This is a genomic window from Phaeodactylibacter xiamenensis, from assembly GCF_965229835.1.
Taxonomy (GTDB): Bacteria; Bacteroidota; Bacteroidia; order Chitinophagales; family Saprospiraceae; genus Phaeodactylibacter; species Phaeodactylibacter xiamenensis.
On the sequence record NZ_OZ245931.1, the window covers coordinates 6,440,692 to 6,462,832 of the forward strand.

At 38.0% G+C, this 22,141-nt stretch carries 16 protein-coding genes; 9 read left to right on the plus strand and 7 right to left on the minus strand.

What is annotated here, in order from left to right; all coding sequences use genetic code 11:
* Positions 1–532: 532 nt before the first annotated feature.
* Entirely contained in the window at positions 533–859 is a 327-nt protein-coding gene (locus ACO08I_RS24685; protein WP_421947425.1) for a hypothetical protein, read from the minus strand.
* A 214-nt stretch (positions 860–1,073) separates the two neighbouring features.
* Here ACO08I_RS24685 and ACO08I_RS24690 point away from each other — a divergent pair, with 214 nt between their 5' ends.
* From ACO08I_RS24690 to ACO08I_RS24705, 4 genes are all read left to right on the plus strand, one after another.
* Complete coding sequence (locus ACO08I_RS24690) at positions 1,074–1,229, plus strand: hypothetical protein (protein WP_421947426.1); 156 nt, start codon at positions 1,074–1,076, stop codon at positions 1,227–1,229.
* A gap of 89 nt (positions 1,230–1,318) precedes the next feature.
* Entirely contained in the window at positions 1,319–2,053 is a 735-nt protein-coding gene (locus ACO08I_RS24695; RefSeq protein ID WP_421947427.1) for a hypothetical protein, read from the plus strand.
* Between the two features lie 215 nt (positions 2,054–2,268).
* A complete protein-coding gene (locus ACO08I_RS24700) occupies positions 2,269–3,747 on the plus strand; it encodes a TlpA family protein disulfide reductase (RefSeq protein ID WP_421947428.1) in 1,479 nt (492 codons plus the stop codon).
* Between the two features lie 4,415 nt (positions 3,748–8,162).
* Complete coding sequence (locus tag ACO08I_RS24705) at positions 8,163–9,359, plus strand: T9SS type A sorting domain-containing protein (protein ID WP_421947429.1); 1,197 nt, start codon at positions 8,163–8,165, stop codon at positions 9,357–9,359.
* A gap of 1,768 nt (positions 9,360–11,127) precedes the next feature.
* Here the strand turns inward: ACO08I_RS24705 and ACO08I_RS24710 are convergent.
* Positions 11,128–11,454 (minus strand): hypothetical protein, encoded by a 327-nt coding sequence (locus tag ACO08I_RS24710; RefSeq protein ID WP_421947425.1) that lies wholly within the window; start codon positions 11,452–11,454, stop codon positions 11,128–11,130.
* A 1,004-nt stretch (positions 11,455–12,458) separates the two neighbouring features.
* Between ACO08I_RS24710 and ACO08I_RS24715 the strand changes: the two genes are divergently transcribed.
* The gene (locus ACO08I_RS24715) at positions 12,459–13,655 is read left to right on the plus strand and encodes a T9SS type A sorting domain-containing protein (RefSeq protein ID WP_421947429.1); all 1,197 of its coding nucleotides are present in this window, start codon (positions 12,459–12,461) and stop codon (positions 13,653–13,655) included.
* 466 nt (positions 13,656–14,121) lie between these two features.
* On the opposite strand, the gene ACO08I_RS24720 is transcribed toward ACO08I_RS24715, so the two are convergent.
* Both ACO08I_RS24720 and ACO08I_RS24725 read right to left on the minus strand, forming a co-directional pair.
* On the minus strand, positions 14,122–14,979 hold the full coding sequence (locus ACO08I_RS24720) for an IS3 family transposase (RefSeq protein ID WP_421947430.1): 858 nt from the start codon (positions 14,977–14,979) through the stop codon (positions 14,122–14,124).
* The gene (locus ACO08I_RS24725; protein ID WP_044220061.1) at positions 14,979–15,257 is read right to left on the minus strand and encodes a helix-turn-helix domain-containing protein; all 279 of its coding nucleotides are present in this window, start codon (positions 15,255–15,257) and stop codon (positions 14,979–14,981) included. The genes ACO08I_RS24720 and ACO08I_RS24725 overlap by 1 nt, the downstream gene beginning before the upstream one ends.
* Before the next feature lie 167 nt (positions 15,258–15,424).
* Here ACO08I_RS24725 and ACO08I_RS24730 point away from each other — a divergent pair, with 167 nt between their 5' ends.
* Together ACO08I_RS24730 and ACO08I_RS24735 are read left to right on the plus strand one after the other, a co-directional pair.
* On the plus strand, positions 15,425–16,801 hold the full coding sequence (locus tag ACO08I_RS24730) for an ATP-dependent nuclease (RefSeq protein ID WP_421947431.1): 1,377 nt from the start codon (positions 15,425–15,427) through the stop codon (positions 16,799–16,801).
* Positions 16,802–16,972: 171 nt separating this feature from the next.
* The gene (locus ACO08I_RS24735) at positions 16,973–17,998 is read left to right on the plus strand and encodes an SDH family Clp fold serine proteinase (RefSeq protein ID WP_421947432.1); all 1,026 of its coding nucleotides are present in this window, start codon (positions 16,973–16,975) and stop codon (positions 17,996–17,998) included.
* A gap of 612 nt (positions 17,999–18,610) precedes the next feature.
* Here ACO08I_RS24735 and ACO08I_RS24740 read toward each other — a convergent pair.
* The gene (locus ACO08I_RS24740; protein WP_421947407.1) at positions 18,611–18,907 is read right to left on the minus strand and encodes a hypothetical protein; all 297 of its coding nucleotides are present in this window, start codon (positions 18,905–18,907) and stop codon (positions 18,611–18,613) included.
* A gap of 112 nt (positions 18,908–19,019) precedes the next feature.
* On the opposite strand from ACO08I_RS24740, the gene ACO08I_RS24745 reads away from it, so the two are divergent.
* A complete protein-coding gene (locus tag ACO08I_RS24745) occupies positions 19,020–19,583 on the plus strand; it encodes an endonuclease NucS domain-containing protein (RefSeq protein WP_421947433.1) in 564 nt (187 codons plus the stop codon).
* A 183-nt stretch (positions 19,584–19,766) separates the two neighbouring features.
* Here the strand turns inward: ACO08I_RS24745 and ACO08I_RS24750 are convergent, their stop codons facing one another.
* Both ACO08I_RS24750 and ACO08I_RS24755 read right to left on the minus strand, forming a co-directional pair.
* Positions 19,767–20,774, minus strand: a complete 1,008-nt coding sequence (locus ACO08I_RS24750) for a transposase (RefSeq protein WP_421947434.1) — start codon at positions 20,772–20,774, stop codon at positions 19,767–19,769.
* Positions 20,774–21,094 carry a transposase gene (locus tag ACO08I_RS24755; RefSeq protein WP_421946841.1) on the minus strand — a complete coding sequence of 107 codons (321 nt, stop codon included), beginning with the start codon at positions 21,092–21,094 and terminating at the stop codon, positions 20,774–20,776. The genes ACO08I_RS24750 and ACO08I_RS24755 overlap by 1 nt, the downstream gene beginning before the upstream one ends.
* Positions 21,095–21,413: 319 nt before the next feature.
* Between ACO08I_RS24755 and ACO08I_RS24760 the strand changes: the two genes are divergently transcribed.
* Complete coding sequence (locus ACO08I_RS24760; protein ID WP_421947435.1) at positions 21,414–22,121, plus strand: hypothetical protein; 708 nt, start codon at positions 21,414–21,416, stop codon at positions 22,119–22,121.
* The last annotated feature ends 20 nt before the right edge of the window (positions 22,122–22,141 follow it).

Below are 22,141 nucleotides of genomic sequence, written 5' to 3' on the forward strand. Positions count from 1 at the left end.
CGAGAGGAAAATGGAGATGGAAGACCCGCGCAGGCATCAAAAGCCAGGCTGCGCCATCATCGCCTTTTGTTGCCTGCGCTAGCATTTGTGAAATGAAACGAAAATGGTAAATTTAGAATCCGGCACGGCACGTAGCCGGGCCGTTCACAGACAATCGCGCAACAGAAAACAGTATCTGTAAGAATTTGAAATGAAAACTTGTCCCCGCCTAAAAAAGGTAAATGCCTGATTATCAGTATTCAGAAACTGGGGATGAATTGGTTAGTCCATTGGAGAATTGATCTGTTAAGGCGGGGCAAAAGAGATTTCTACAGTTTTATAGTTGGTTTAGGAGAATCATGATAGCCCGAATTGAAGATTAGATCAAGCGTTACCGCGGCCCCGTTGAATGGAAATAAAAACGGTATCAAGAAAGGAGTCCGCGTCCAGGGGGCTTATGAAAATCAGACGGTAAATGAAAATCAATGAGCAAATAAGGTTTCATGCCCGAATAAGATGGAATCTTAAGGGTTCGCAGGTGCATTGAATAGATTTAGCAGCAGAATAATTGAGTGATTTTCATTGGGTTAAATTGGTTTTTACGGGCGATAAAATAAATGAGGGTACCAGTTTTGCCTGAAAATTGGTGGTCCGAAATCGGAGAATTGGGTAAACTTGAAAAAAGCCCCCTTATCTCGTCTTCGAAAATTGAGAAATGGCCGCTTGTTATGGTAAAATCGAATAAAACGCGAATGCTGTGAACAATGGCTACATGCCATGCCGGTAAAAATCTTCGAGAGGAAAATAAAGATGGAATAACCCGCGCAGGCAGCAAAAGCCAGGCTGCGCCATCATCGCCTTTTGCTGCCTGCGCTAGCATTTGTGAAATGGAACGAAAATGGTAAATTTAGAGTCCGGCACGGCACGTAGCCGGGCCGTTGGGTGCAAGCCCTACCGGGGGGAGCCATCCCGCCCGCCCGGCACTGCGCACATCCTCGCCTAAGGGCTCTTATGTGCGGCAATTGCTCGGGCTCACAGCCAACCCGCCCTGCACCCAACACAGGGCTACACACAATGGGGGTAAAATCCTAGAAATGAAAAAGGTGAATCAAAATCCGCACAGCCATCAAAAAGCCAAGCTTCGCCAATTTCGTCTTTTTGCTGTCTGCGCTGTATATTTGAATCAAGACCAGAAAGAGTTGATGGAAAAATCCCCCACTGCGTGTAGCCTGGCCGTTCTGCACCATTAAGCAATAAGGAACTTTTCAGGTAATAAAAAGTCACCCATATAACACGTATGTTAACAATATAAATTCAATATGGAATAGTTATGAATCTTATGGACTTCAAGAATGATACTATTACAGAGAATTTAGCACTGCTAATCAATAAAATTTATAGCAAAAAAATTTCAAGAAATTATGTTGATGATCCTCAAAAGATAAATGCTAAATTTGGTCTAGATCAAGGGGTGAATCATGAAATCATTCAAGCCTGTTATTGGGCACTACAAGATACTGAATTAGCTATTTCAGAATTTTTTGAATTTGGACTTCAAGGTCCAACAAGGATTAATGGAAATTTTGGCGAAAAATACCTGAGATTGTTTGGACTTCTAAATGCGGTAAATATTCAAAAAGGTTGTGCAATTCAACTTTATGAAATTTTCAAGATTCCAAATAAGAAAATGGTCAAGTCTAAATTTAGTGAATTAGAGATTATCAAATTGAGGAATAAAATAGGCTCACATAATCTTGATTATAAGTTAGACGGTATCAAAGATTACTTCAGGATTTCACGACCAACAATAGAATCTGGCTCCAATGAAATTCATGTACTATGTAAAGACAAATTAACTAAGTATGATATTCGAGTATTACTTAAAGAATTCAAGCATGAACTCAATTCTGAATTATTACATGTCTGTGGAAGTACAGTAAACAAGCTTTTTGCCGAAGATTCTAAAGATCGAAAGGAATTAATTAATGATGTTGAACTCATTAATGAAAGAATGAAGGGAAATATTGTTTGGAATTTTTTAGATGGCGATGAAGGAGTAATAAAATTTGTCTGAAAAAACGGTGCAGAACAATGGCTACATGCCATGCCGGTAAAAATCTTCGATTGGAAAATGGAGATTGAAAACCCCGCGCAGGCAGCAAAAGCCAGGCTGCGCCATTTTCGCCTTTTGCTGCCTGCGCTAGCATTTGTAAAATGGGACGAAAATGGTAAATTTAGAATCCGGCACAGCACGTAGCCGGGCCGTTGCAGGCAATAAAAGTAAAAATTATGAAAATCAAATATTTGGTGTTTGTCTTAATTCAACTTATAGCAATAAATACCATTCAGTCTCAACCAGGAAACACTGAAGAACAAATAATTATTAGTGGACAAGTAATAAATTTTGATGATTTTGTAGACCCTTTAGCAGTCCAGTTAATTTATTGGCCCTTTTGCTGTGTCGACAGTCGAAAAGAAGTAGAATATTTGAACGATGAGGGAGGTTTTAAGTTTGAGGTCAAAAATAATATCATCCAAGATTACATGATTCTTTATGGGGACGAACTGACAAAGTTTCTAGCAAAGCCAGGAGATTCCGTTTTCCTTGAGATAGATAAGGTAACTGAAGAAGGGTTGAGCCAGAAGTATAAGGTGACATCCACGAATAAACTTGCGCAGTATTCAATTGAAACCAATAATATTCTAAGAAAATATATTTGGAATGAAGAATACCAAGAGATGCTTCAATCAACGGAGGATATTGCTTCTTTATTTGATTTAGCTGACCATAGAGAAAGCTTACTGAAAGAAAAGATTGATTCTCTATTCCAAAAAGCGCCGTATGATAGCGAAATTTTAGAAGAGTGGTTAAGCCAAATGGCAGAATACAGCTATAAAGAGGATGTAACAAAAGAAATATTAAAGAGGTCACTGTACTTGGAACAAGAGAAAAGAGATTCTATTTATCCACTGATCCGGTATGACCCAAAGTATATAGACGAGCATGGAAAGCGGGTTTATCATACTGAATACAGGAGTTTTGTGTACCATTTTAGCATGCTTATCCGAAACCTATCATATATAAATGAAATGAGAGGATTAGCAAAAGAGAAAAGGTATGATGAACTATACGAGTTAAGGCTTAGCAAGATAAATGAACTGTTTAACAGGCATGAAGCAGAAATGTTAATCAGCCAATTACATGATTGGCGATTGGATTCACCCTTAGATTCTGAATATCAGAAATCATTAATAGAAGGATATTTGATAACGGGCAAGAATGAGAACTTTAAAAGGGAAATAGGCGAAAAGTATTCATTGGTGACAGGTGATGTAGAAGAAGACGATTTTTTAGAAAAAAGGATGGAAGGTATCCCAGAAGATGCCGAAAATGTGATACCTGATATAATTAAATTAAAAAGTGGGAAAATAATAGTTATAGATTTTTGGGCAACTTGGTGTGGGCCATGTATAGACGAATTTAGGAAATACAAAGATTTTATCTCAGAATTTGAAGAAGACGAGGTCGCATTTGTATTTTTAGCTTATAAGTCACCGGAAAACCTATGGAGAAAGATGATATCAGAGCTAGCTTTTGAAGCTGACCATTATTTGCTCAATGAAAATCAAGCTTTAGCAACAAAAAAAGTTTTTGGTGTAACAGCAATACCACATCATGTTGTAATTGGTAAAAATGGGAAGGTAATAAAAAATAAAGCTCCAGGGCCAGGGGAAGCATTGAAACAAATAATTGAATCAATTGAATAATGAAACTGCCTGCAACAATGGCTAGCCGACAATACTCCGCTGCACTACGTACTGCGGCTAGCCGGGCCGTTGGGCGCACTCCATTTTGGGAATAAAAAACTGATAAACAAACGATTAGAAATTAAGCCTGCCTTTGAAAATCGGGAATAATTGGTTTTTGGAACCCGAGTTTTGTTGATTACGGTCAATTGATTGCATAGCCCAATTAGGCAGGCAAAAAAATGGAAAATCAGTTTTCTTTATCGGGTAATCCGTTGTCCCGAATAATTGAGATCCTTAACAATATCCGCTCCCTGTCATCGAAAAAGGAAATCGAGTTTTTTGGAGAGATTTTGCGTTTAGGGCCTCAATACGGGAAATCAAGAATTTGGGTAAACCATCGAATTGAATAGGGGATAAGGTCAAGGATTTGAACCTTTCACCGAATAAGAGTCTGATCAAATTGAATCGGGTTGTCGAGAATCAAGTTGAAATTTTAGAGATTGAAAATCAGTAGATTGAATTGGCCAACTTGAATTTGAGATCGACCTGAAAAACTGAAATTTAGCTGAATCAAATTGAAGACAGGAGATTAAGAATTTGGATCAATTTGGAAGATTAGTCTTCGAGATCGGGAATTAAAACCGGTTAATTGGAATCAGTTTTCAAGATCAATTTGAGATCATCAGAATTAGGGAATTGGTTCAAAAAGATTGAAAAATCGGTAAAAACGGCCCTTTGAAGTATCCAGAACCGGTAAAACGGTCGCTTTTTTAGGTTTACAATGAATAAAATGGAAGCGCCCAACAATGGCTACATGCCATGCCGGTAAAAATCTTCGAAAGGAAAATAGAGATTGAAAAACCCGCGCAGGCAGCAAAAGCCACGCTTCGCCACATTCGCCTTTTGCTGCCTGCGCTAGCATTTGTGAATTGAAACGAAAATGATAAATTTAGAGTCCGGCACGTCACGTAGCCGGGCCGTTGGGTGTCACCAGAAAAACAAAGAGTAATCAATAGATGAAATAGGGAACAAATTGAACCCTAATGAATTACAAACAGGATTAAGATTTCTTAACAACAATTCTAAAAAAATGACTGCAAGATTATTTGATGTACTTTGGATAATTACCTCAATAATTGGACTAGTATTGGTCCTAAATGGTGTGGTTCATGGTCTAATTTATTTATTCGATCAAGAACCAATCTTTCAAGGATTGAGAACATTGAATTGGATTTCCTTGATTTCAGGAGTTGGAGTTTTCTATCTTGGATTTAAGAAATTAGATGACAATTAAGGCGAATAGAGGAAGAACTGATCTCTTTTCAAGATTATGCTGTATCTCAACCTCTGAAAATACTGGATTTTGGTATTTTTCGTGATCAACTGAAATAGGATTTTGGCTTTTGACTCAATTATGAAAATTGAATTTGATATTAAGCTAGGATAAGAAAAGGGTCAATTAGAATTCGATCAAAGTTAAGAATTGAAAAAATTGGTCTGTAAATCGTCGATTGAATTAAGTTGAATGAAAATCAAATAATGGCGACACCCAACAATGGCTACATGCCATGCCGGTAAAAATCTTCGAGAGGAAAATGGAGATGGGAAAAGCCGCACAGGCAGCAAAAGCCAAGCTACGCCAGTTTCGCCTTTTGCTGTCTGCGCTAGCATTTGTGAAATGAAACGAAAATGGTAAATTTAGAATCCGGCACGTCACGTAGCCGGGCCGTTGGGCGCACTCCATTCTGGGAATAAAAAACTGATAAACAAACGATTAGAGATTAAGCCTGCCTTTGAAAATCGGGAATAATTGGTTTTTGGAACCCGAGTTTTGTTTGTTACGGTCAATTGAATGTATAGCCCAATTAGGCAGGCAAAAAAGGAAAATAGAGTTGTTTTATCGGGTAATCCGTTGTCCCGAATAATTGAGATCCTTAACAATTACCGCTCCCTGTCATCGAAAGAAGAAATTGAGTTTTTGGGAGAGAGTTTACGTTTAGGGCCTCAATACGAAAATTCAAGAATTTGGGTAAACCGTTGAATTGAGTAGGGTAGGAGATCAAGAAATTTGAACCTTTCACCGAATAAGAATCTGATCAAATTGAATCGGGTTGTCGAGAATCAAGTTGAAATTTTAGAGATTGAAAATCAGTAGATTGAATTGGTCAACTTTAATTGAGATCGACTTGAAAAACTGGAATTTAGCCGAATCAAATTGAAGACTGGAGATTAGAAATTTTGATCAATTTGGGAGATTAGTCTTCAAGATCAGGAATTTGAAACCGGTAAATTGAGATCAGTTTTCAAGATCAATTTGAGATCATCAGAATTAGGGAATCGATTCAATGAGATTGAAAAATCAGTAGAAAAGGCCCTTTTAAAGTATCCAGAACCGTTAAAACGGTCGCTTTTTTAGGTTTACAACGAATAAAATGGAAGCGCCCAACAATGGCTACATGTCATGCCGGTAAAAATCTTCGAAAGAAAAATGGAGATGGAAAACCCGCACAGGCAGCAAAAGCCAGGCTGCGCCAAGATCGCCTTTTGCTGCCTGCGCTAGCATTTGTGAAATGAAACGAAAATGGTAAATTTAGAGTCCGGCACGTCACGTAGCCTGGCCGTTGGGTGTCACCAGAAAAACAAAGAGTAATCAATAGATGAAATAGGGAACAAATTGAACCCTAATGAATTACAAACAGGATTAAGATTTCTTAACAACAATTCTAAAAAAATGACTGCAAGATTATTTGATGTACTTTGGATAATTACCTCAATAATTGGACTAGTATTGGTCCTAAATGGTGTGGTTCATGGTCTAATTTATTTATTCGATCAAGAACCAATCTTTCAAGGATTGAGAACATTGAATTGGATTTCCTTGATTTCAGGAGTTGGAGTTTTCTATCTTGGATTTAAGAAATTAGATGACAATTAAGGCGAATAGAGGAAGAACTGATCTCTTTTCAAGATTATGCTGTATCTCAACCTCTGAAAATACTGGATTTTGGTATTTTTCGTGATCAACTGAAATAGGATTTTGGCTTTTGACTCAATTATGAAAATTGAATTTGATATTAAGCTAGGATAAGAAAAGGGTCAATTAGAATTCGATCAAAGTTAAGAATTGAAAAAATTGGTCTGTAAATCGTCGATTGAATTAAGTTGAATGAAAATCAAATAATGGCGACACCCAACAATGGCTACATGCCATGCCGGTAAAAATCTTCGAGAGGAAAATGGAGATGGGAAAAGCCGCACAGGCAGCAAAAGCCAAGCTACGCCAGTTTCGCCTTTTGCTGTCTGCGCTAGCATTTGTGAAATGAAACGAAAATGGTAAATTTAGAATCCGGCACGTCACGTAGCCGGGCCGTTGGGCGCACTCCATTCTGGGAATAAAAACTGATAAACAAACGATTAGGTAGAAAGCCTGCCTTTTAAAATCGGGAGTAATTGGTTTTTGTAACCCGAGTTTTGTTTGTTACGGTCAATTGAATGTATAGCCCAATTAGGCAGGCAAAAAAGGAAAATAGAGTTGTTTTATCGGGTAATCCGTTGTCCCGAATAATTGAGATCCTTAACAATATCCGCTCCCTGTCATCGAAAAAGGAAATCGAGTTTTTTGGAGAGATTTTGCGTTTAGGGCCTCAATACGGGAAATCAAGAATTTGGGTAAACCATCGAATTGAATAGGGGATAAGGTCAAGGATTTGAACCTTTCACCGAATAAGAGTCTGATCAAATTGAATCGGGTTGTCGAGAATCAAGTTGAAATTTTAGAGATTGAAAATCAGTAGATTGAATTGGCCAACTTGAATTTGAGATCGACCTGAAAAACTGGAATTTAGCCGAATCAAATTGAAGACTGGAGATTAGAAATTTTGATCAATTTGGGAGATTAGTCTTCAAGATCAGGAATTTGAAACCGGTAAATTGAGATCAGTTTTCAAGATCAATTTGAGATCATCAGAATTAGGGAATCGATTCAATGAGATTGAAAAATCAGTAGAAAAGGCCCTTTTAAAGTATCCAGAACCGTTAAAACGGTCGCTTTTTTAGGTTTACAACGAATAAAATGGAAGCGCCCAACAATGGCTACATGCCATGCCGGTAAAAATCTTCGAAAGAAAAATGGAGATGGAAAACCCGCGCAGGCAGCAAAAGCCAGGCTGCGCCAGTTTTGTCTTTTGCTGCCTGCGCTAGTATTTGTGAAATGAAAGGAAAATGGTAAATTTAGAGTCCGGCACGTCACGTAGCCTGGCCGTTGGGCGCAAGGCAGTCAAAATAAACGATACAGGAAACGACTCCTAAATTTAATATTTCAAAGTATTAGAAACATAACTTTTAAGACTGTTAAATATAGGCACTTTCGAATATAGGAGATGATTAATCGTTTCTACGATATCATTACTCAAATCATAAATCAACTAGCACGTATGAAAAGTTTAACTATTCTCTTCGTTTTCTCAATAAGCTCTACTTTGGTATTCTCTCAACAAAAGAGATTAATGGTACATGATTTACTCAATAATGAGATTTCCTTTATAGATACACTGGATAACTTACCTAACTTAACAGCTGATAGTACATCACATTATATTGGAAGCGCTGATTATCCTACAGTTATTCTGCCAACTTCTACGCCATTTGAAAACGTTATCCCCGAAACGAACTTTACAAATAGGGTGAAAGTTGCTGACCAATACGATATTAATTCCTACCCATTTAGAACCTCAGTCAAGATTTTTGCCAATCAGAATGATTCCTTGACCAGTATTTGTTCCGGTGCATTTATTGGTAAAAATCAAATTTTAACATCTGCACATTGCCTATTTAGTTTATCCTCAAATAATCCAGATTCTCTCTTATATGACTCTATTCTTGTTTGCCCCGCATATGACAATGGTGAACCTTCAAGTGTTTTCTCATGTAGATATGCTTCTAAAGTTTTCCATTTTGAAAAATGGGATCTCGATCCTGATTTAGCAGTTATTCAGATTGATGATAACATAGGCCTAACTACAGGTTGGTTAGGAATAGGGTTCTTTGAACAATTAAATGACTACATAAACAAAGTTTACTACAAGTTTGCCTATCCTAATATTTTCCCAAATTTTTCTGATGAATTTAATGGTGATACATTGTATTATCAGTATGGCACTTTTGATCTTGTTGGAAATGTGAACTCTAACTTGGTTGGAGTAAATCAAGTTGTAGGTTTTCCTGGTGAAAGCGGAAGTCCTATGATAAGCATTGATAATGACGTCTCTTACACCAACTTTGGTGTATTAACTTGGAGTGCTGGGAATAGACATACCGTATTTTCGAAAGAAGAATTTTATTCATTCAAAAGAATTATTGAATCTACTGTTTCTAGCCTGGATAATATTTCAACTCCATCTTTTAAAGTATATCCCAATCCGTTGAGAAATACTCTAAATATCAGTTTTGAAAATACGGACTCTGATGATTTTGAGTATAGAGTTATCGACGGGCAGGGAAAAATAATTAAAGTTGGAAAATTACCATTCAACCACAATCAAATTGATTTAGAGGAATTAATACAAGGAGTCTACTTTATACAAGTTGTTTCTTCTAATCAAATTTTTTCTCAAAAAATAATAAAGATTTAGACCCTGCGCCCAACAATGGCTACATGCCATGCCGGTAAAAATCTTCGAGAGGAAAATGGAAATTGAAAAACCCGCGCAGGCAGCAAAAGCAGGCTGCGCCAGTTTGGTCTTTTGCTGCCTGCGCTAGCATTTGTGAATTAAGACGAAAATGGTAAATTTAGAATCCGGCACGGCACGTAGCCGGGCCGTTGGGCGCACTCCATTTTGGGAATAAAAAACTGATAAACAAATGATTAGGTAGAAAGCCTGCCTTTTAAAATCGGGAGTAATTGGTTTTTGCAACCCGAGTTTTGTTTGTTACGGTCAATTGAATGTATAGCCCAATTAGGCAGGCAAAAAAGGAAAATAGAGTTGTTTTATCGGGTAATCCGTTGTCCCGAATAATTGAGATCCTTAACAATATCCGCTCCCTGTCATCGAAAAAGGAAATCGAGTTTTTTGGAGAGATTTTGCGTTTAGGGCCTCAATACGGGAAATCAAGAATTTGGGTAAACCATCGAATTGAATAGGGGATAAGGTCAAGGATTTGAACCTTTCACCGAATAAGAGTCTGATCAAATTGAATCGGGTTGTCGAGAATCAAGTTGAAATTTTAGAGATTGAAAATCAGTAGATTGAATTGGCCAACTTGAATTTGAGATCGACCTGAAAAACTGAAATTTAGATGAATCAAATTGAAGACTGGAGATTAGAAATTTGGATCAATTAGAGAGATTGACTTTCAAGATCAAGAATTTGAAACCGGTAAATTGAGATCAGTTTTCAAGATCAATTTGAGATCATCAGAATTAGAGAATCGGTTCAAAATGATTGAGAAATCGGTAAAAACGGCCCTTTTGAAGTATCCAGAATTGGTAAACCGGTCGCTTTTTTAGGTTTACGACGAATAAAATGGAAGCGCCCAACAATGGCTACATGCCATGCCGGTAAAAATCTTCGAGAAGAAAATTGAGATGGAAAACCCGCGCAGGCAGCAAAAGCCAGGCTGCGCCAGTTTCGTCTTTTGCTGCCTGCGCTAGTATTTGTGAAATGAAAGGAAAATGGTAAATTTAGAGTCCGGCACGTCACGTAGCCGGGCCGTTGGGTGCAAGCCCTACCGGGGGGAGCCATCCCGCCCGCCCGGCACTGCGCACATCCTCGCCCTTGGGGGCTCTTATGTGCGGCAATTGCTCGGGCTCACAGCCAACCCGCCCTGCACCCAACACAGGGCTACACACAATGGAGGTAAAATCCTAGAAATGAAAAAGGTGAATCAAAATCCGCACAGCCATCAAAAAGCCAAGCTTCGCCAATTTCGTCTTTTTGCTGTCTGTGCTGTATCTTTGAAATAAAAAGGAGAGGGTTTGTTAAAAAATCCCCCACTGCGTGTAGCCTAGCCGTTCACAGACAATCGCGCAACAGAAAACAGTATCTGTAAGAATTTGAAATGAAAACTTGTCCCCGCCTAAAAAAGGTAAATGCCTGATTATCAGTATTCAGAAACTGGGGATGAATTGGTTAGTCCATTGGAGAATTGATCTGTTAAGGCGGGGCAAAAGAGATTTCTACAGTTTTATAGTTGGTTTAGGAGAATCATGATAGCCCGAATTGAAGATTAGATCAAGCGTTACCGCGGCCCCGTTGAATGGAAATAAAAACGGTATCAAGAAAGGAGTCCGCGTCCAGGGGGCTTATGAAAATCAGACGGTAAATGAAAATCAATGAGCAAATAAGGTTTCATGCCCGAATAAGATGGAATCTTAAGGGTTCGCAGGTGCATTGAATAGATTTAGCAGCAGAATAATTGAGTGATTTTCATTGGGTTAAATTGGTTTTTACGGGCGATAAAATAAATGAGGGTACCAGTTTTGCCTGAAAATTGGTGGTCCGAAATCGGAGAATTGGGTAAACTTGAAAAAAGCCCCCTTATCTCGTCTTCGAAAATTGAGAAATGGCCGCTTGTTATGGTAAAATCGAATAAAACGCGAATGCTGTGAACAATGGCTACATGCCATGCCGGTAAAAATCTTCGAGAGGAAAATAAAGATGGAATAACCCGCGCAGGCAGCAAAAGCCAGGCTGCGCCATCATCGCCTTTTGCTGCCTGCGCTAGCATTTGTGAAATGGAACGAAAATGGTAAATTTAGAGTCCGGCACGGCACGTAGCCGGGCCGTTCACAGACAATCGCGCAACTGATGAAAGGTATCAGTAAGAATTTGAAATAAGGATTCTCCCCGCCTGGAAATGGAAAATGCCCGAGTAATAATTTTCAGAAACTGGGTATAAACTGGTTAGTCCATTGGAGAAAAAGTCTGTTAAGGCGGGGTAAATGAGAAGTTCTACAGTTTTTTAGTTGGTTTACGAGAATTGGGATAGCCCGAATTGAAAAATTAGATCAAGAGTTACCGCGGCCCCGTCCGATGGAAAGGAAAACGGTATCAGGAAAGGAGTCCGCGTCCAGGGGGCTTATGAAAATCAAAACGGCAGATGAAAATCAACTAGCAAATAACTGTTTCATGCCCGAATAGGATTGGTTTTTTAGGGTTCGCAGGTGCATTGAATAGATTTAGCAGGAGAATAATTGGATGATTTTCATTGGGTTAAGTTGGTTTTACGGGCGATAAAATAAATGAGGGTATCAGTTTTGCCTGAAAATCGGTTATCAAAATCGGAGAATTGGGTAAACTTGGAAAAAGCCCCCTTATCTCGTCTCCGAAAATAGAGAAATGGCCGCTTGTTATGGCAATATCGAATAAAACGCGAATGCTGTGAACATTGGCTACACACAAGCCGGGTAAAATCCTCCATTGAAAAATTAGAAAAAGAGTCCGCTGCGGCGTTCAAAGCCAGGCTACGCCAATTTCGCCTTTGCCCGCCGCAGCTATTTTGGTGAAATGGGATGAAAAGATTATTTTCAGGAATCCCGGCCTGCGTGTAGCCCGGGCCGTTGGGCGCAAGGCAGTCAAAATAAACGATACAGGAAACGACTCCTAAATTTAATATTTCAAAGTATTAGAAACATAACTTTTAAGACTGTTAAATATAGGCACTTTCGAATATAGGAGATGATTAATCGTTTCTACGATATCATTACTCAAATCATAAATCAACTAGCACGTATGAAAAGTTTAACTATTCTCTTCGTTTTCTCAATAAGCTCTACTTTGGTATTCTCTCAACAAAAGAGATTAATGGTACATGATTTACTCAATAATGAGATTTCCTTTATAGATACACTGGATAACTTACCTAACTTAACAGCTGATAGTACATCACATTATATTGGAAGCGCTGATTATCCTACAGTTATTCTGCCAACTTCTACGCCATTTGAAAACGTTATCCCCGAAACGAACTTTACAAATAGGGTGAAAGTTGCTGACCAATACGATATTAATTCCTACCCATTTAGAACCTCAGTCAAGATTTTTGCCAATCAGAATGATTCCTTGACCAGTATTTGTTCCGGTGCATTTATTGGTAAAAATCAAATTTTAACATCTGCACATTGCCTATTTAGTTTATCCTCAAATAATCCAGATTCTCTCTTATATGACTCTATTCTTGTTTGCCCCGCATATGACAATGGTGAACCTTCAAGTGTTTTCTCATGTAGATATGCTTCTAAAGTTTTCCATTTTGAAAAATGGGATCTCGATCCTGATTTAGCAGTTATTCAGATTGATGATAACATAGGCCTAACTACAGGTTGGTTAGGAATAGGGTTCTTTGAACAATTAAATGACTACATAAACAAAGTTTACTACAAGTTTGCCTATCCTAATATTTTCCCAAATTTTTCTGATGAATTTAATGGTGATACATTGTATTATCAGTATGGCACTTTTGATCTTGTTGGAAATGTGAACTCTAACTTGGTTGGAGTAAATCAAGTTGTAGGTTTTCCTGGTGAAAGCGGAAGTCCTATGATAAGCATTGATAATGACGTCTCTTACACCAACTTTGGTGTATTAACTTGGAGTGCTGGGAATAGACATACCGTATTTTCGAAAGAAGAATTTTATTCATTCAAAAGAATTATTGAATCTACTGTTTCTAGCCTGGATAATATTTCAACTCCATCTTTTAAAGTATATCCCAATCCGTTGAGAAATACTCTAAATATCAGTTTTGAAAATACGGACTCTGATGATTTTGAGTATAGAGTTATCGACGGGCAGGGAAAAATAATTAAAGTTGGAAAATTACCATTCAACCACAATCAAATTGATTTAGAGGAATTAATACAAGGAGTCTACTTTATACAAGTTGTTTCTTCTAATCAAATTTTTTCTCAAAAAATAATAAAGATTTAGACCCTGCGCCCAACAATGGCTACATGTCATGCTGGTAAAAATCTTCGAGAGGAAAATGGAAATTGAAGAACCCGCGCAGGCAGCAAAAGCAGGCTGCGCCAGTTTGGTCTTTTGCTGCCTGCGCTAGCATTTGTGAATTAAGACGAAAATGGTAAATTTAGAATCCGGCACGTCACGTAGCCGGGCCGTTGGGCGAAATAAATTAATAGTAGATGTATAAATATATCCGAATATCTAATACAACAAGTAGGCCTTCTGACTTTTTGGCATTGGGGAGGGTTAATGTTTTATGTGGTAAAAACAATAGTGGGAAATCAACAATTTGGACTTACCCCAATTGTCTAGACAGCTTTAGCTGTATTTATGATTTACAAATTAAACAAAAAACACATTCATAATCATCATAATATTTTCTTTTTTTGCTTCTTTTTTTCTTTTGATTTCCACAGCAAAAATGTGGATAAGTTCATTGACATAAGGCTGGCCTAGATTGCAGGTACAACTGGCTCGGGTACTTGTCCCCAATCTTGGAATGCCGCCTGTGGAAATTCCAATTATAGAAGTACTGGGCCAAGCCGTTATGCAGCTCTATGCCGTCCTCGTAAGCTTTAAGGTAGATGTCTTCGTACTTGGCCATCTTCCACAAGTTTTCGATGAACGCATTGTCCGTTGCCCGCCCCTTGCCGTCCATGCTTAGCCTCACTTCTTTGCCCAGCACAGCGCTGGTGAACGCATCGCTGGTGTATTGGCTGCCCTGGTCTGTATTGATGATTTGAGGGGCGCCCCATTCAGCTACAGCCTCCTCAAAGCAGCCTGCACACCATTCAGCGTCCATTGTATTGGACAAAGACCAGTTGACCACAAATCGGCTGTACAGGTCTATGATGGCTGTAAGGTACAAAAAGCCTCTTGGCATCGGGATGTAAGTGATATCGGTAGCCCAGACTTGATTAGGCTGCTCAATTGCTAAGCCCCTCAATAAGTAAGGATAAACTTTATGGTCTTTGCCCCGCTTCGAGGTGTGAGGGCCCGGGAAAACAGCCCTGAGCCCCATCACATCGTAGTACAGCCGATAGACCCGGTTGCGGCTGACTTTGTAGCCTTTATCCTGGGTCAGGTAAACGTACATCCTTGGGCCGCCTTTGTAGGGGTGGTCGATGTAATGCTTGTCCATCAGGCGCATCAGCTCCAGGTTCAGCTCCGAAGCTGCCCTCGGTTTATAATATAGCGAGGACCGGTTAATACTCAACAGCCTGCACTGCCTGCTCAAGCTCAACTTGGGGTGGCTGCTGTCCAGAAGCAGCCGTTTTTCTGCTAGTGGCATCAGGGCAGCCTTTTTTTTAGAAAATCGATTTCAATGGCCTGTTCCCCGATTTTGCGCATCAGCCGGTCTTTTTCAAGTTCGGCCTCCGATTTGCCGGAAAGTGCCTTGCCTTTGCGGAAAACCGAAGAGGCGCCTGACAAAAACTCCTTTTTCCAATTGGTAATCTGCTGTGGGTAGATCTTATACTTATTGGCAATCTCAGCCAAAGTATTCACCTCCTTGAGGGCTTCCAAGACTACTTTTGTCTTGAAATCAGCGTTGAAATTTCTTCTGCTCATGATAGCTAATTTAAGGGTTTTTATAAATCAAGCTACCTGTCTAGTTTTTTGGGGGAACTCCAATTCTTCAAGCTATACGGAATGATAATTTTTCAGTTGGAGTTGACACTTCTAACCTGAATCAAGGTGAAGTATACGATAAATTATTATGGTCATTCGGTGAATATTTGGGCTTGTCAGAAAGTGGGGATCCTATTTTAGTTTTAAATTTTGGGGACTCTAAGTTAGAAGCTGTAATAAATGATATTTTTGATAAAGGTTATATGCAGAGATTTATAGAAGACAATAACTTGATATGGTCTTCGGATATTATGAAGTTAACCAGCTTCATTAATAAAGAGGGAATTAAAGAAAATTGGAAGTACACAGAAAATATGGAGGAAGATGAATGGCATTTATTTCCTCACGAAAGTCGAATACGACAATCCGCTGAAATGATAATTGAATCACTTACAAAAAAAAGTAAGAAAGAAAAACTATTCATAAAGCCTAAAAGAGAGATTAAGGTAAAAACGGTCACAAATGAATTGAGTCAGAAAAGCTTGTTAAAGTACTTATTTTATCTAAATCAATCTGAAAAAGAAGAAGAGTTAAAACAGTTTTCATTGATTGAAGAAAAGTTTAAAGAAATATCGGAAGGAGCAATATTTAAGGTTAAGGCTGATAAAGATTTGAATTTAACCCTTTTTTTCGGCTATTCTGATTCGGGGTTAATTCAAGCAGATAAATGTGGTTTGGGTTTAAGAGATGTACTTTACATTGTTTGTATTATTATATTATCTGAAGAGAAGAGCTTAGTGCTTATTGAAGAACCTGAAAACCATTTACACCCTGGGTTGCAAAGAAAGCTTTTTGACTTCCTCTGCAGTTTTGAAAATATGCAATTCTTCATTGCAACTCATTCAAACATCTTTTTAGATATTAAATACATCGATAAAGTATTTAAAATTTCATACGAAAAAGGAGTAAAAATAGAAGAAGCTAATAACCAAGCTGTTTTACTAGAGACGCTAGGGTATGAAGTAACAGATAATCTCATAAGTGATTTAATCATTTTAGTAGAAGGTCCATCGGATAAATTTGTGATTGGGGAATTTTTAAAGAAAAGAGGATTGCTATCAAAGTATAACATAAAAATATGGGCACTTGGAGGTGCAATAATGAATTCTCAAGATTTATCTGTGATTTCCCAGATTAGTAGGGTTATTTCGTTATTAGATAACGATCCTAGTGAAGATAGATCAGTCTTTTTAAATAAATGTGCAGAGCAAAATATTGAAGTATTTACTCTTTCAAGATATTCTATCGAAAATTACTATACGATAAAAGCACTCAAAAAAGTTTTTGGTAGTAAGGTTACTGTAGAAGATGATCATGAAATCATACATGAAATACCTCTTAAGAAGCAAAACATTGGTAATCTAAGTCTAAAAAGGAAAGACTATCCATTGAAAATTGCTAAGGCTATGAATTGGGAAGATATTAGAAATAATGATTTAGGTGAATTTGTATTGCGAGTAGAAACAATTGTAAACGAATCTTAATTCGCCCAACAATGGCTACATGCCATGCCGGTAAAAATCTTCGAGAGGAAAATGGAGATTGAAAAGCCGCTACGCTAGCATTTGTGAAATGAGACGAAAATGGTAAATTTAGAGTCCGGCACGTCACGTAGCCGGGCCGTTACAGCGAATTAATAAAAAATAAAATAAACCATGAAGTCAGAAAAAAAAGATGTTCAAGACGGAGAAAAAGTTGAAAAAGCGGTAGCCAAAAAACCTATTGCCAAAAAAACTAAAGAAGAACCTGTTGCGCCAGAAATTAAGAAAGAAGAAGAAAAAGCTATTGATGTAAAGGACGTAATTAATGCTCTTTTTAGAGCGTACGGTGAAAACGGTACGGATGAGGCTAAAAGAAATTGTCCTAAAATAATTAGTCAATATCTGAAAGCTAAACTTTCCAAAAATCCTATTTACGATAAATATAATGTTCTAATCCTTTTTGATGAAAACTCACTTGTAAAAGGAGATTCTGATAAGATTTATAACGCTGTTACGAAATTTACAGAAAGTAAACCGATTCTTTTGATTCTTTACTCAAGAGGTGGTTCTGCGGCATCAGCTTACCTCATTGGTAAATTATGTAGAGAATACGCTAAAAATGAATTTCATGTAGCTGTACCAAGATTTGCAAAATCTGCAGCTACGATGATTTGTTGTGCAGCCAATAATATTCACATGGGAAGTTTATCTGAACTTGGTCCAATTGACCCTCAAATAAATGGACTGCCAGCATTAGGATTAAAAAATTCTGTTGAACATATCGCCGAATTGGTTAAACTTCATCAAGAATCGTCATCGATGTTTGCTGAATATTTGAATAAATCTTTACCCTTAATACAAATCGGCTATTATGAAAGAGTAGCTGAATCTGCCCAGCAATATGCTGAAAAACTTCTCTTGACTCATAAAGAAAATTTAAAAAGGTCAGAAAAGGATATTGCTCAAGAATTAGTATATAAATATAAAGACCACGGATTCGTAATTGATAGAGCAGAGGCAGCACAGATTTTTGGTGATGAAATAATCAAATCTAATACCGATGAATACGAGTTTTCAAATATGGTTTATACCGAACTAACCATGATTTCAAGCATTTCAAATTGGTTCAAAAGAAGTCCTTATTATATTGGTTCTTTAGATACAGATATTTCATTTTTGGATATGAATAAAAAGGAATAAAAAAAGAAAACTCGCTGTAACAAAGCATAAAATGGTCATCCGCCCTATGCGGGCGCACGCCATTTATGCAGACCGTTGGGCGCACTCCATTTGGGAATAAGGATTTGATAAACAAACGATTAGAGATTAAGCCTGCCTTTGAAAATAGGGAAGAATTGGTTTTAGTACCCGAGTTTTGTTTGTTACGGTAATTGATTGCATAGCCCAATTAGGCAGGCAGAAAAATGTAAAATCAGTATTTCTATCGGGTAATCCGTTGTCCCGAATAATTGAGATCCTTAACAATTACCGCTCCCTATCGTCGAAAGAAGAAATTGAGTTTTTTGGAGAGAGGTTGCGTTTAGGGCCTCGATACGGAAAATCAAGAATTGGGTAAACCGTCGAATTGAATAGGGGATAAGATCAAGAAATTTGAACCTTTCACCGAATAAGAACCTGATCAAATTGAATCGGGTTGTCGAGAATCAAGTTGAAATTTTAGAGATTGAAAATCTGTAGATTGAATTGGTCAACTTGAATTTGAGATCGACCTGAAAAACTGAAATTTAGCTGAATCAAATTGAAGACTGAAGATTAGAAATTTGGATCAATTTGGGAGATTGACTTTCAAGATCAAGAATTTGAAATCGGTAAATTGGGATCAGTTTTCAAGATCAATTTGAGATCATCAGAATTAGGGAACCGGTTCAAGAAGATTGAAAAAATCAGTAAAAATGGCCCTTGTGAAGTATCCAGAATCGGTAAAACGGTCGCTTTTTTGGGTTTACGACGAATAAAATGGAAGCGCCCAACAATGGCTACATGCCATGCCGGTAAAAATCTTCGAGAGGAAAATGAAGATGAAAAAAACCGCACAGGCAGCAAAAGCCAGGCTTCGCCAAGATCGCCTTTTGCTGCCTGCGCTAGCATTTGTGAAATGAAACGAAAATGGTAAATTTAGAGTCCGGCACGGCACGTAGCCGGGCCGTTGCACGCAATCGAAAAATGAAATATGAGTAAAACCTAAGACATGTAATTTAAAATGGAATCAAAAATACGAGATAACCTTGCTGAAAGATTAAATATTATTGATCAAAGTCTAGTTCTTATTGAAAAAGAATTTTTTATTGATCCAAAGCTGGAGGTGAAAACGAAAGGGTTTATTGATATTCTAGCTAAGGATAACAAGAATCGAGTTGTAGTTATCGAAATAAAAAGATCAAATCAAGCAGCTCGACAAGCAATTCATGAACTACTTAAATACAAAGTGTTTGTTCAACAAAAGTTTGGTCTAAAAGACAGCGAAGTTAGGCTGATACTTGCATCTTCAGAATGGAACGAGCTTATATACCCTTTTTCTGAATTCGCATCTCGATTTCAAATAGAGGGTTATCAATTGATTGTAAATAATGAATGGAGCGTTAAATCGGCACAAAGAATTTCGATACTTAATATACCTCGGAGGCATGGAGAGTTTAGTCCCAATCATTCGGTAGATCTTTTTATTACTAGAGAAAAACGTAATGATTTTACTGAAATGATTTCATGTAAGCTAATAAAATTAGGTATAGATGACTTCGTTATACTTGATGGTTCAGCCCCCTAAGAATCGGACAAAATTCTATTAGTGAATAATAATCATTCGTGATGGTATTATCTTTGCTCTGCGAGAACACCAACGGTGACGATTGTACCGAAGGTAGTAATGCGTAGGCCTACCATTACGTTTTTAATAATGAGGCCCCATCGAGGGAACCTCATTATTGCGAGGAACACCTGCTGGTTCTGATTACCCGAAGGAACAGTCATAGCGGTGTATCTCTTTCCAAGATAAAACATCCTGAAGACTTAGCCTCAATTTGAACCGAGCTTTCTTTTTATCGAAGGTTTCCATTTCGATTTGGTTATCCTCCCAGAGTGCCCAAAACATACTCGGACTGAGCATCGCTATAGAGCTATGCTGGCGGTGGTTATTGTAAGTCTGGTAGAACTTATTCAACCGGTTTTCCAAGTCTTTGAGCGTATGGAAACAGGCTCCTTTCAAAGAGCTGCCTAAGGTCTTGTGAAAGCTCTCTACGTGGCCATTTTCCTCGGGCGTGTAAGGATGCGTAAAAACCTGATTAAGGTGATTGTCCCGAAAGTATTGTTGGACCATTTTACTGCAAAATTGCTTGCCATTATCATTGCGTATTTCGACGCTGATTTGAGCTTTGAGCAAGTCCGCTGGCTGCAAGTATTTCACGATGACCTGATCCCAGGCATCCTTGATCTGTTCTTGCTTCATGACGTAGCCTACAGCCCAATGTAAGGCAAAGCGGGTAAAAGTATCCAATATCGTCAGGACGTAGGCGTAGCAGGACTTTCCAGCTACCCAGACGTACTTGATATCCATTTCAATGATCCTTAATGGGCCTTGCGGGCATACTCTGCGGTACTGGACAAAATTACGCCCTTTACGTTTTCTGGCCTTACACAAAAGGCCATTTTCCTGTTCCAGCCGGTACACTTTTTTATGGTTGATATACCAACCTCGGACTTGTAAAGTAGCACTCACCAAACGATACCAATTTGGCAAATCTTTATCAGCCAAAATAGAGATAATACCGGTGACTACTTCCTCGTTACTACGACGCGTTAAGAGTTGAGTTACTGGGTCTTTGAACAGTGTCCAATGGGTGGCTTGCTTGCCTACTTTTCGGCCCGTTGGCTGATAGTATAAATCATGGCGGGTAAGCCCCGTTATCGTTAACACTTCCTCCCGCATCAAACCCAGCGACATGTATTGTTTTGCTAACATTACTTTCTCAACTCTGGGTACTTTTTTTTCAATAGCTCATCCTTTAACCGGCTTCTCAGCTGCTCTTCTGCAAGCATGAGCTTGTAATGGACCAGTTCGTTTTCCAGCTCTCGTATCCGGCTCCGGTTGGCCTTAGCTACGCTATGGTCTAAGCCATCAGCACCATCAGCTTGATACTGCTTTTTCCAGTAATAGTACGTTGCAGGGTACACATCATACTTCGCCAAAGTTACTTTGACCCCATAAGCTTTAGCTTCATCCAGAATCTCCAGCTTCTCCTTTTTGCTGAATTTCCGGCCTCTGTTTTCTTGCTTTTCCATATCTAAATCTCTAAAAAAGTTTTTAGACTTTTGTCAGAGTATTTAGGGGGCTGTTACACTTGATATTGAAAATGAAAAAAATAGTAGAATAATCTATAAATATGGCTGTTATGTAGCTATTCTAAGATACCCAATAGAAAGGTATACTAGAATTATTGACTTAGATGGAAGGTTTAGAGAAGATATTAAGGAACTGCTTGACGATGAAACTACACGAGAGGAGTTGCTTTATTCATTGGAAGATCGTATTTATACATTGTTGGATAAGTATATTTATAGCGATGAAATAGAGGAATCCGATCCGGTTAAATTAACAAGTATGTTAGGAGAACAGGGATGGAGTATTAGTAATGTTCATGCATTCGGAATTTATAATTCAGATCCGAGAGGTGTGGATATTGGCAGAATAATTTATAAATTAAAAGGAAGAGACCATTCAGCAGGTGGAGTGTTCGAAACTGTAGTTTGTCCTGAAGAAACCGATTTAATCAAAGAGGTAAAGGATACTATGTCGAACCATAAATTATGGCCTGATCAATTTAAAAACACAGTATTGTGTTTATTTGAGGCAATAATTAAAAATATCGATTTCAATCAAATGAATATTCATATATATCATCCAAGTAATCTTCTGACTTCTATAGGACATTGCTATAATTACAATGATACAGGATATCTGCCCCTAGCTAATTTCTTTTCTACCGATTCTGAAAACAAACTTATAATCCATAACATCTCATATGGATGGAACAATATTGAAAATCTGCCGAATGATTCAAATGAGCTATTTGATGTTGATCCCATGATGGCTATACTTGGAATTCTAGATGAAATTTTATTGAGAAATAGTAATATGAGCCTTATTATGAGAGAGGCGGTTTTAGCAAGAGACAAGGTGATTAAAGAGGCAGATTTGACAATTGATTTTGGTAAGATAAAGTACCACGAATGCGAAAGTATTTCTCTAAGTCAAGTTATATTTGATAACTCTTATTTGAGTAAATTAGGGGGTGTGACGGATTTTTGATGTACAGAAAGATACGTATC

Bases quoted from the DNA above. Each gene is read 5' to 3' on its own strand.
- ACO08I_RS24685 (WP_421947425.1), bottom strand. From the start codon at position 859: ATGCTAGCGCAGGCAGCAAAAGGCGATGATGGCGCAGCCTGGCTTTTG.
- ACO08I_RS24690 (WP_421947426.1), top strand. From the start codon at position 1,074: ATGAAAAAGGTGAATCAAAATCCGCACAGCCATCAAAAAGCCAAGCTT.
- ACO08I_RS24695 (WP_421947427.1), top strand. From the start codon at position 1,319: ATGGACTTCAAGAATGATACTATTACAGAGAATTTAGCACTGCTAATC.
- ACO08I_RS24700 (WP_421947428.1), top strand. From the start codon at position 2,269: ATGAAAATCAAATATTTGGTGTTTGTCTTAATTCAACTTATAGCAATA.
- ACO08I_RS24705 (WP_421947429.1), top strand. From the start codon at position 8,163: ATGAAAAGTTTAACTATTCTCTTCGTTTTCTCAATAAGCTCTACTTTG.
- ACO08I_RS24710 (WP_421947425.1), bottom strand. From the start codon at position 11,454: ATGCTAGCGCAGGCAGCAAAAGGCGATGATGGCGCAGCCTGGCTTTTG.
- ACO08I_RS24715 (WP_421947429.1), top strand. From the start codon at position 12,459: ATGAAAAGTTTAACTATTCTCTTCGTTTTCTCAATAAGCTCTACTTTG.
- ACO08I_RS24720 (WP_421947430.1), bottom strand. From the start codon at position 14,979: ATGCCACTAGCAGAAAAACGGCTGCTTCTGGACAGCAGCCACCCCAAG.
- ACO08I_RS24725 (WP_044220061.1), bottom strand. From the start codon at position 15,257: ATGAGCAGAAGAAATTTCAACGCTGATTTCAAGACAAAAGTAGTCTTG.
- ACO08I_RS24735 (WP_421947432.1), top strand. From the start codon at position 16,973: ATGAAGTCAGAAAAAAAAGATGTTCAAGACGGAGAAAAAGTTGAAAAA.
- ACO08I_RS24740 (WP_421947407.1), bottom strand. From the start codon at position 18,907: ATGCTAGCGCAGGCAGCAAAAGGCGATCTTGGCGAAGCCTGGCTTTTG.
- ACO08I_RS24745 (WP_421947433.1), top strand. From the start codon at position 19,020: ATGGAATCAAAAATACGAGATAACCTTGCTGAAAGATTAAATATTATT.
- ACO08I_RS24750 (WP_421947434.1), bottom strand. From the start codon at position 20,774: ATGTTAGCAAAACAATACATGTCGCTGGGTTTGATGCGGGAGGAAGTG.
- ACO08I_RS24755 (WP_421946841.1), bottom strand. From the start codon at position 21,094: ATGGAAAAGCAAGAAAACAGAGGCCGGAAATTCAGCAAAAAGGAGAAG.
- ACO08I_RS24760 (WP_421947435.1), top strand. From the start codon at position 21,414: ATGTTAGGAGAACAGGGATGGAGTATTAGTAATGTTCATGCATTCGGA.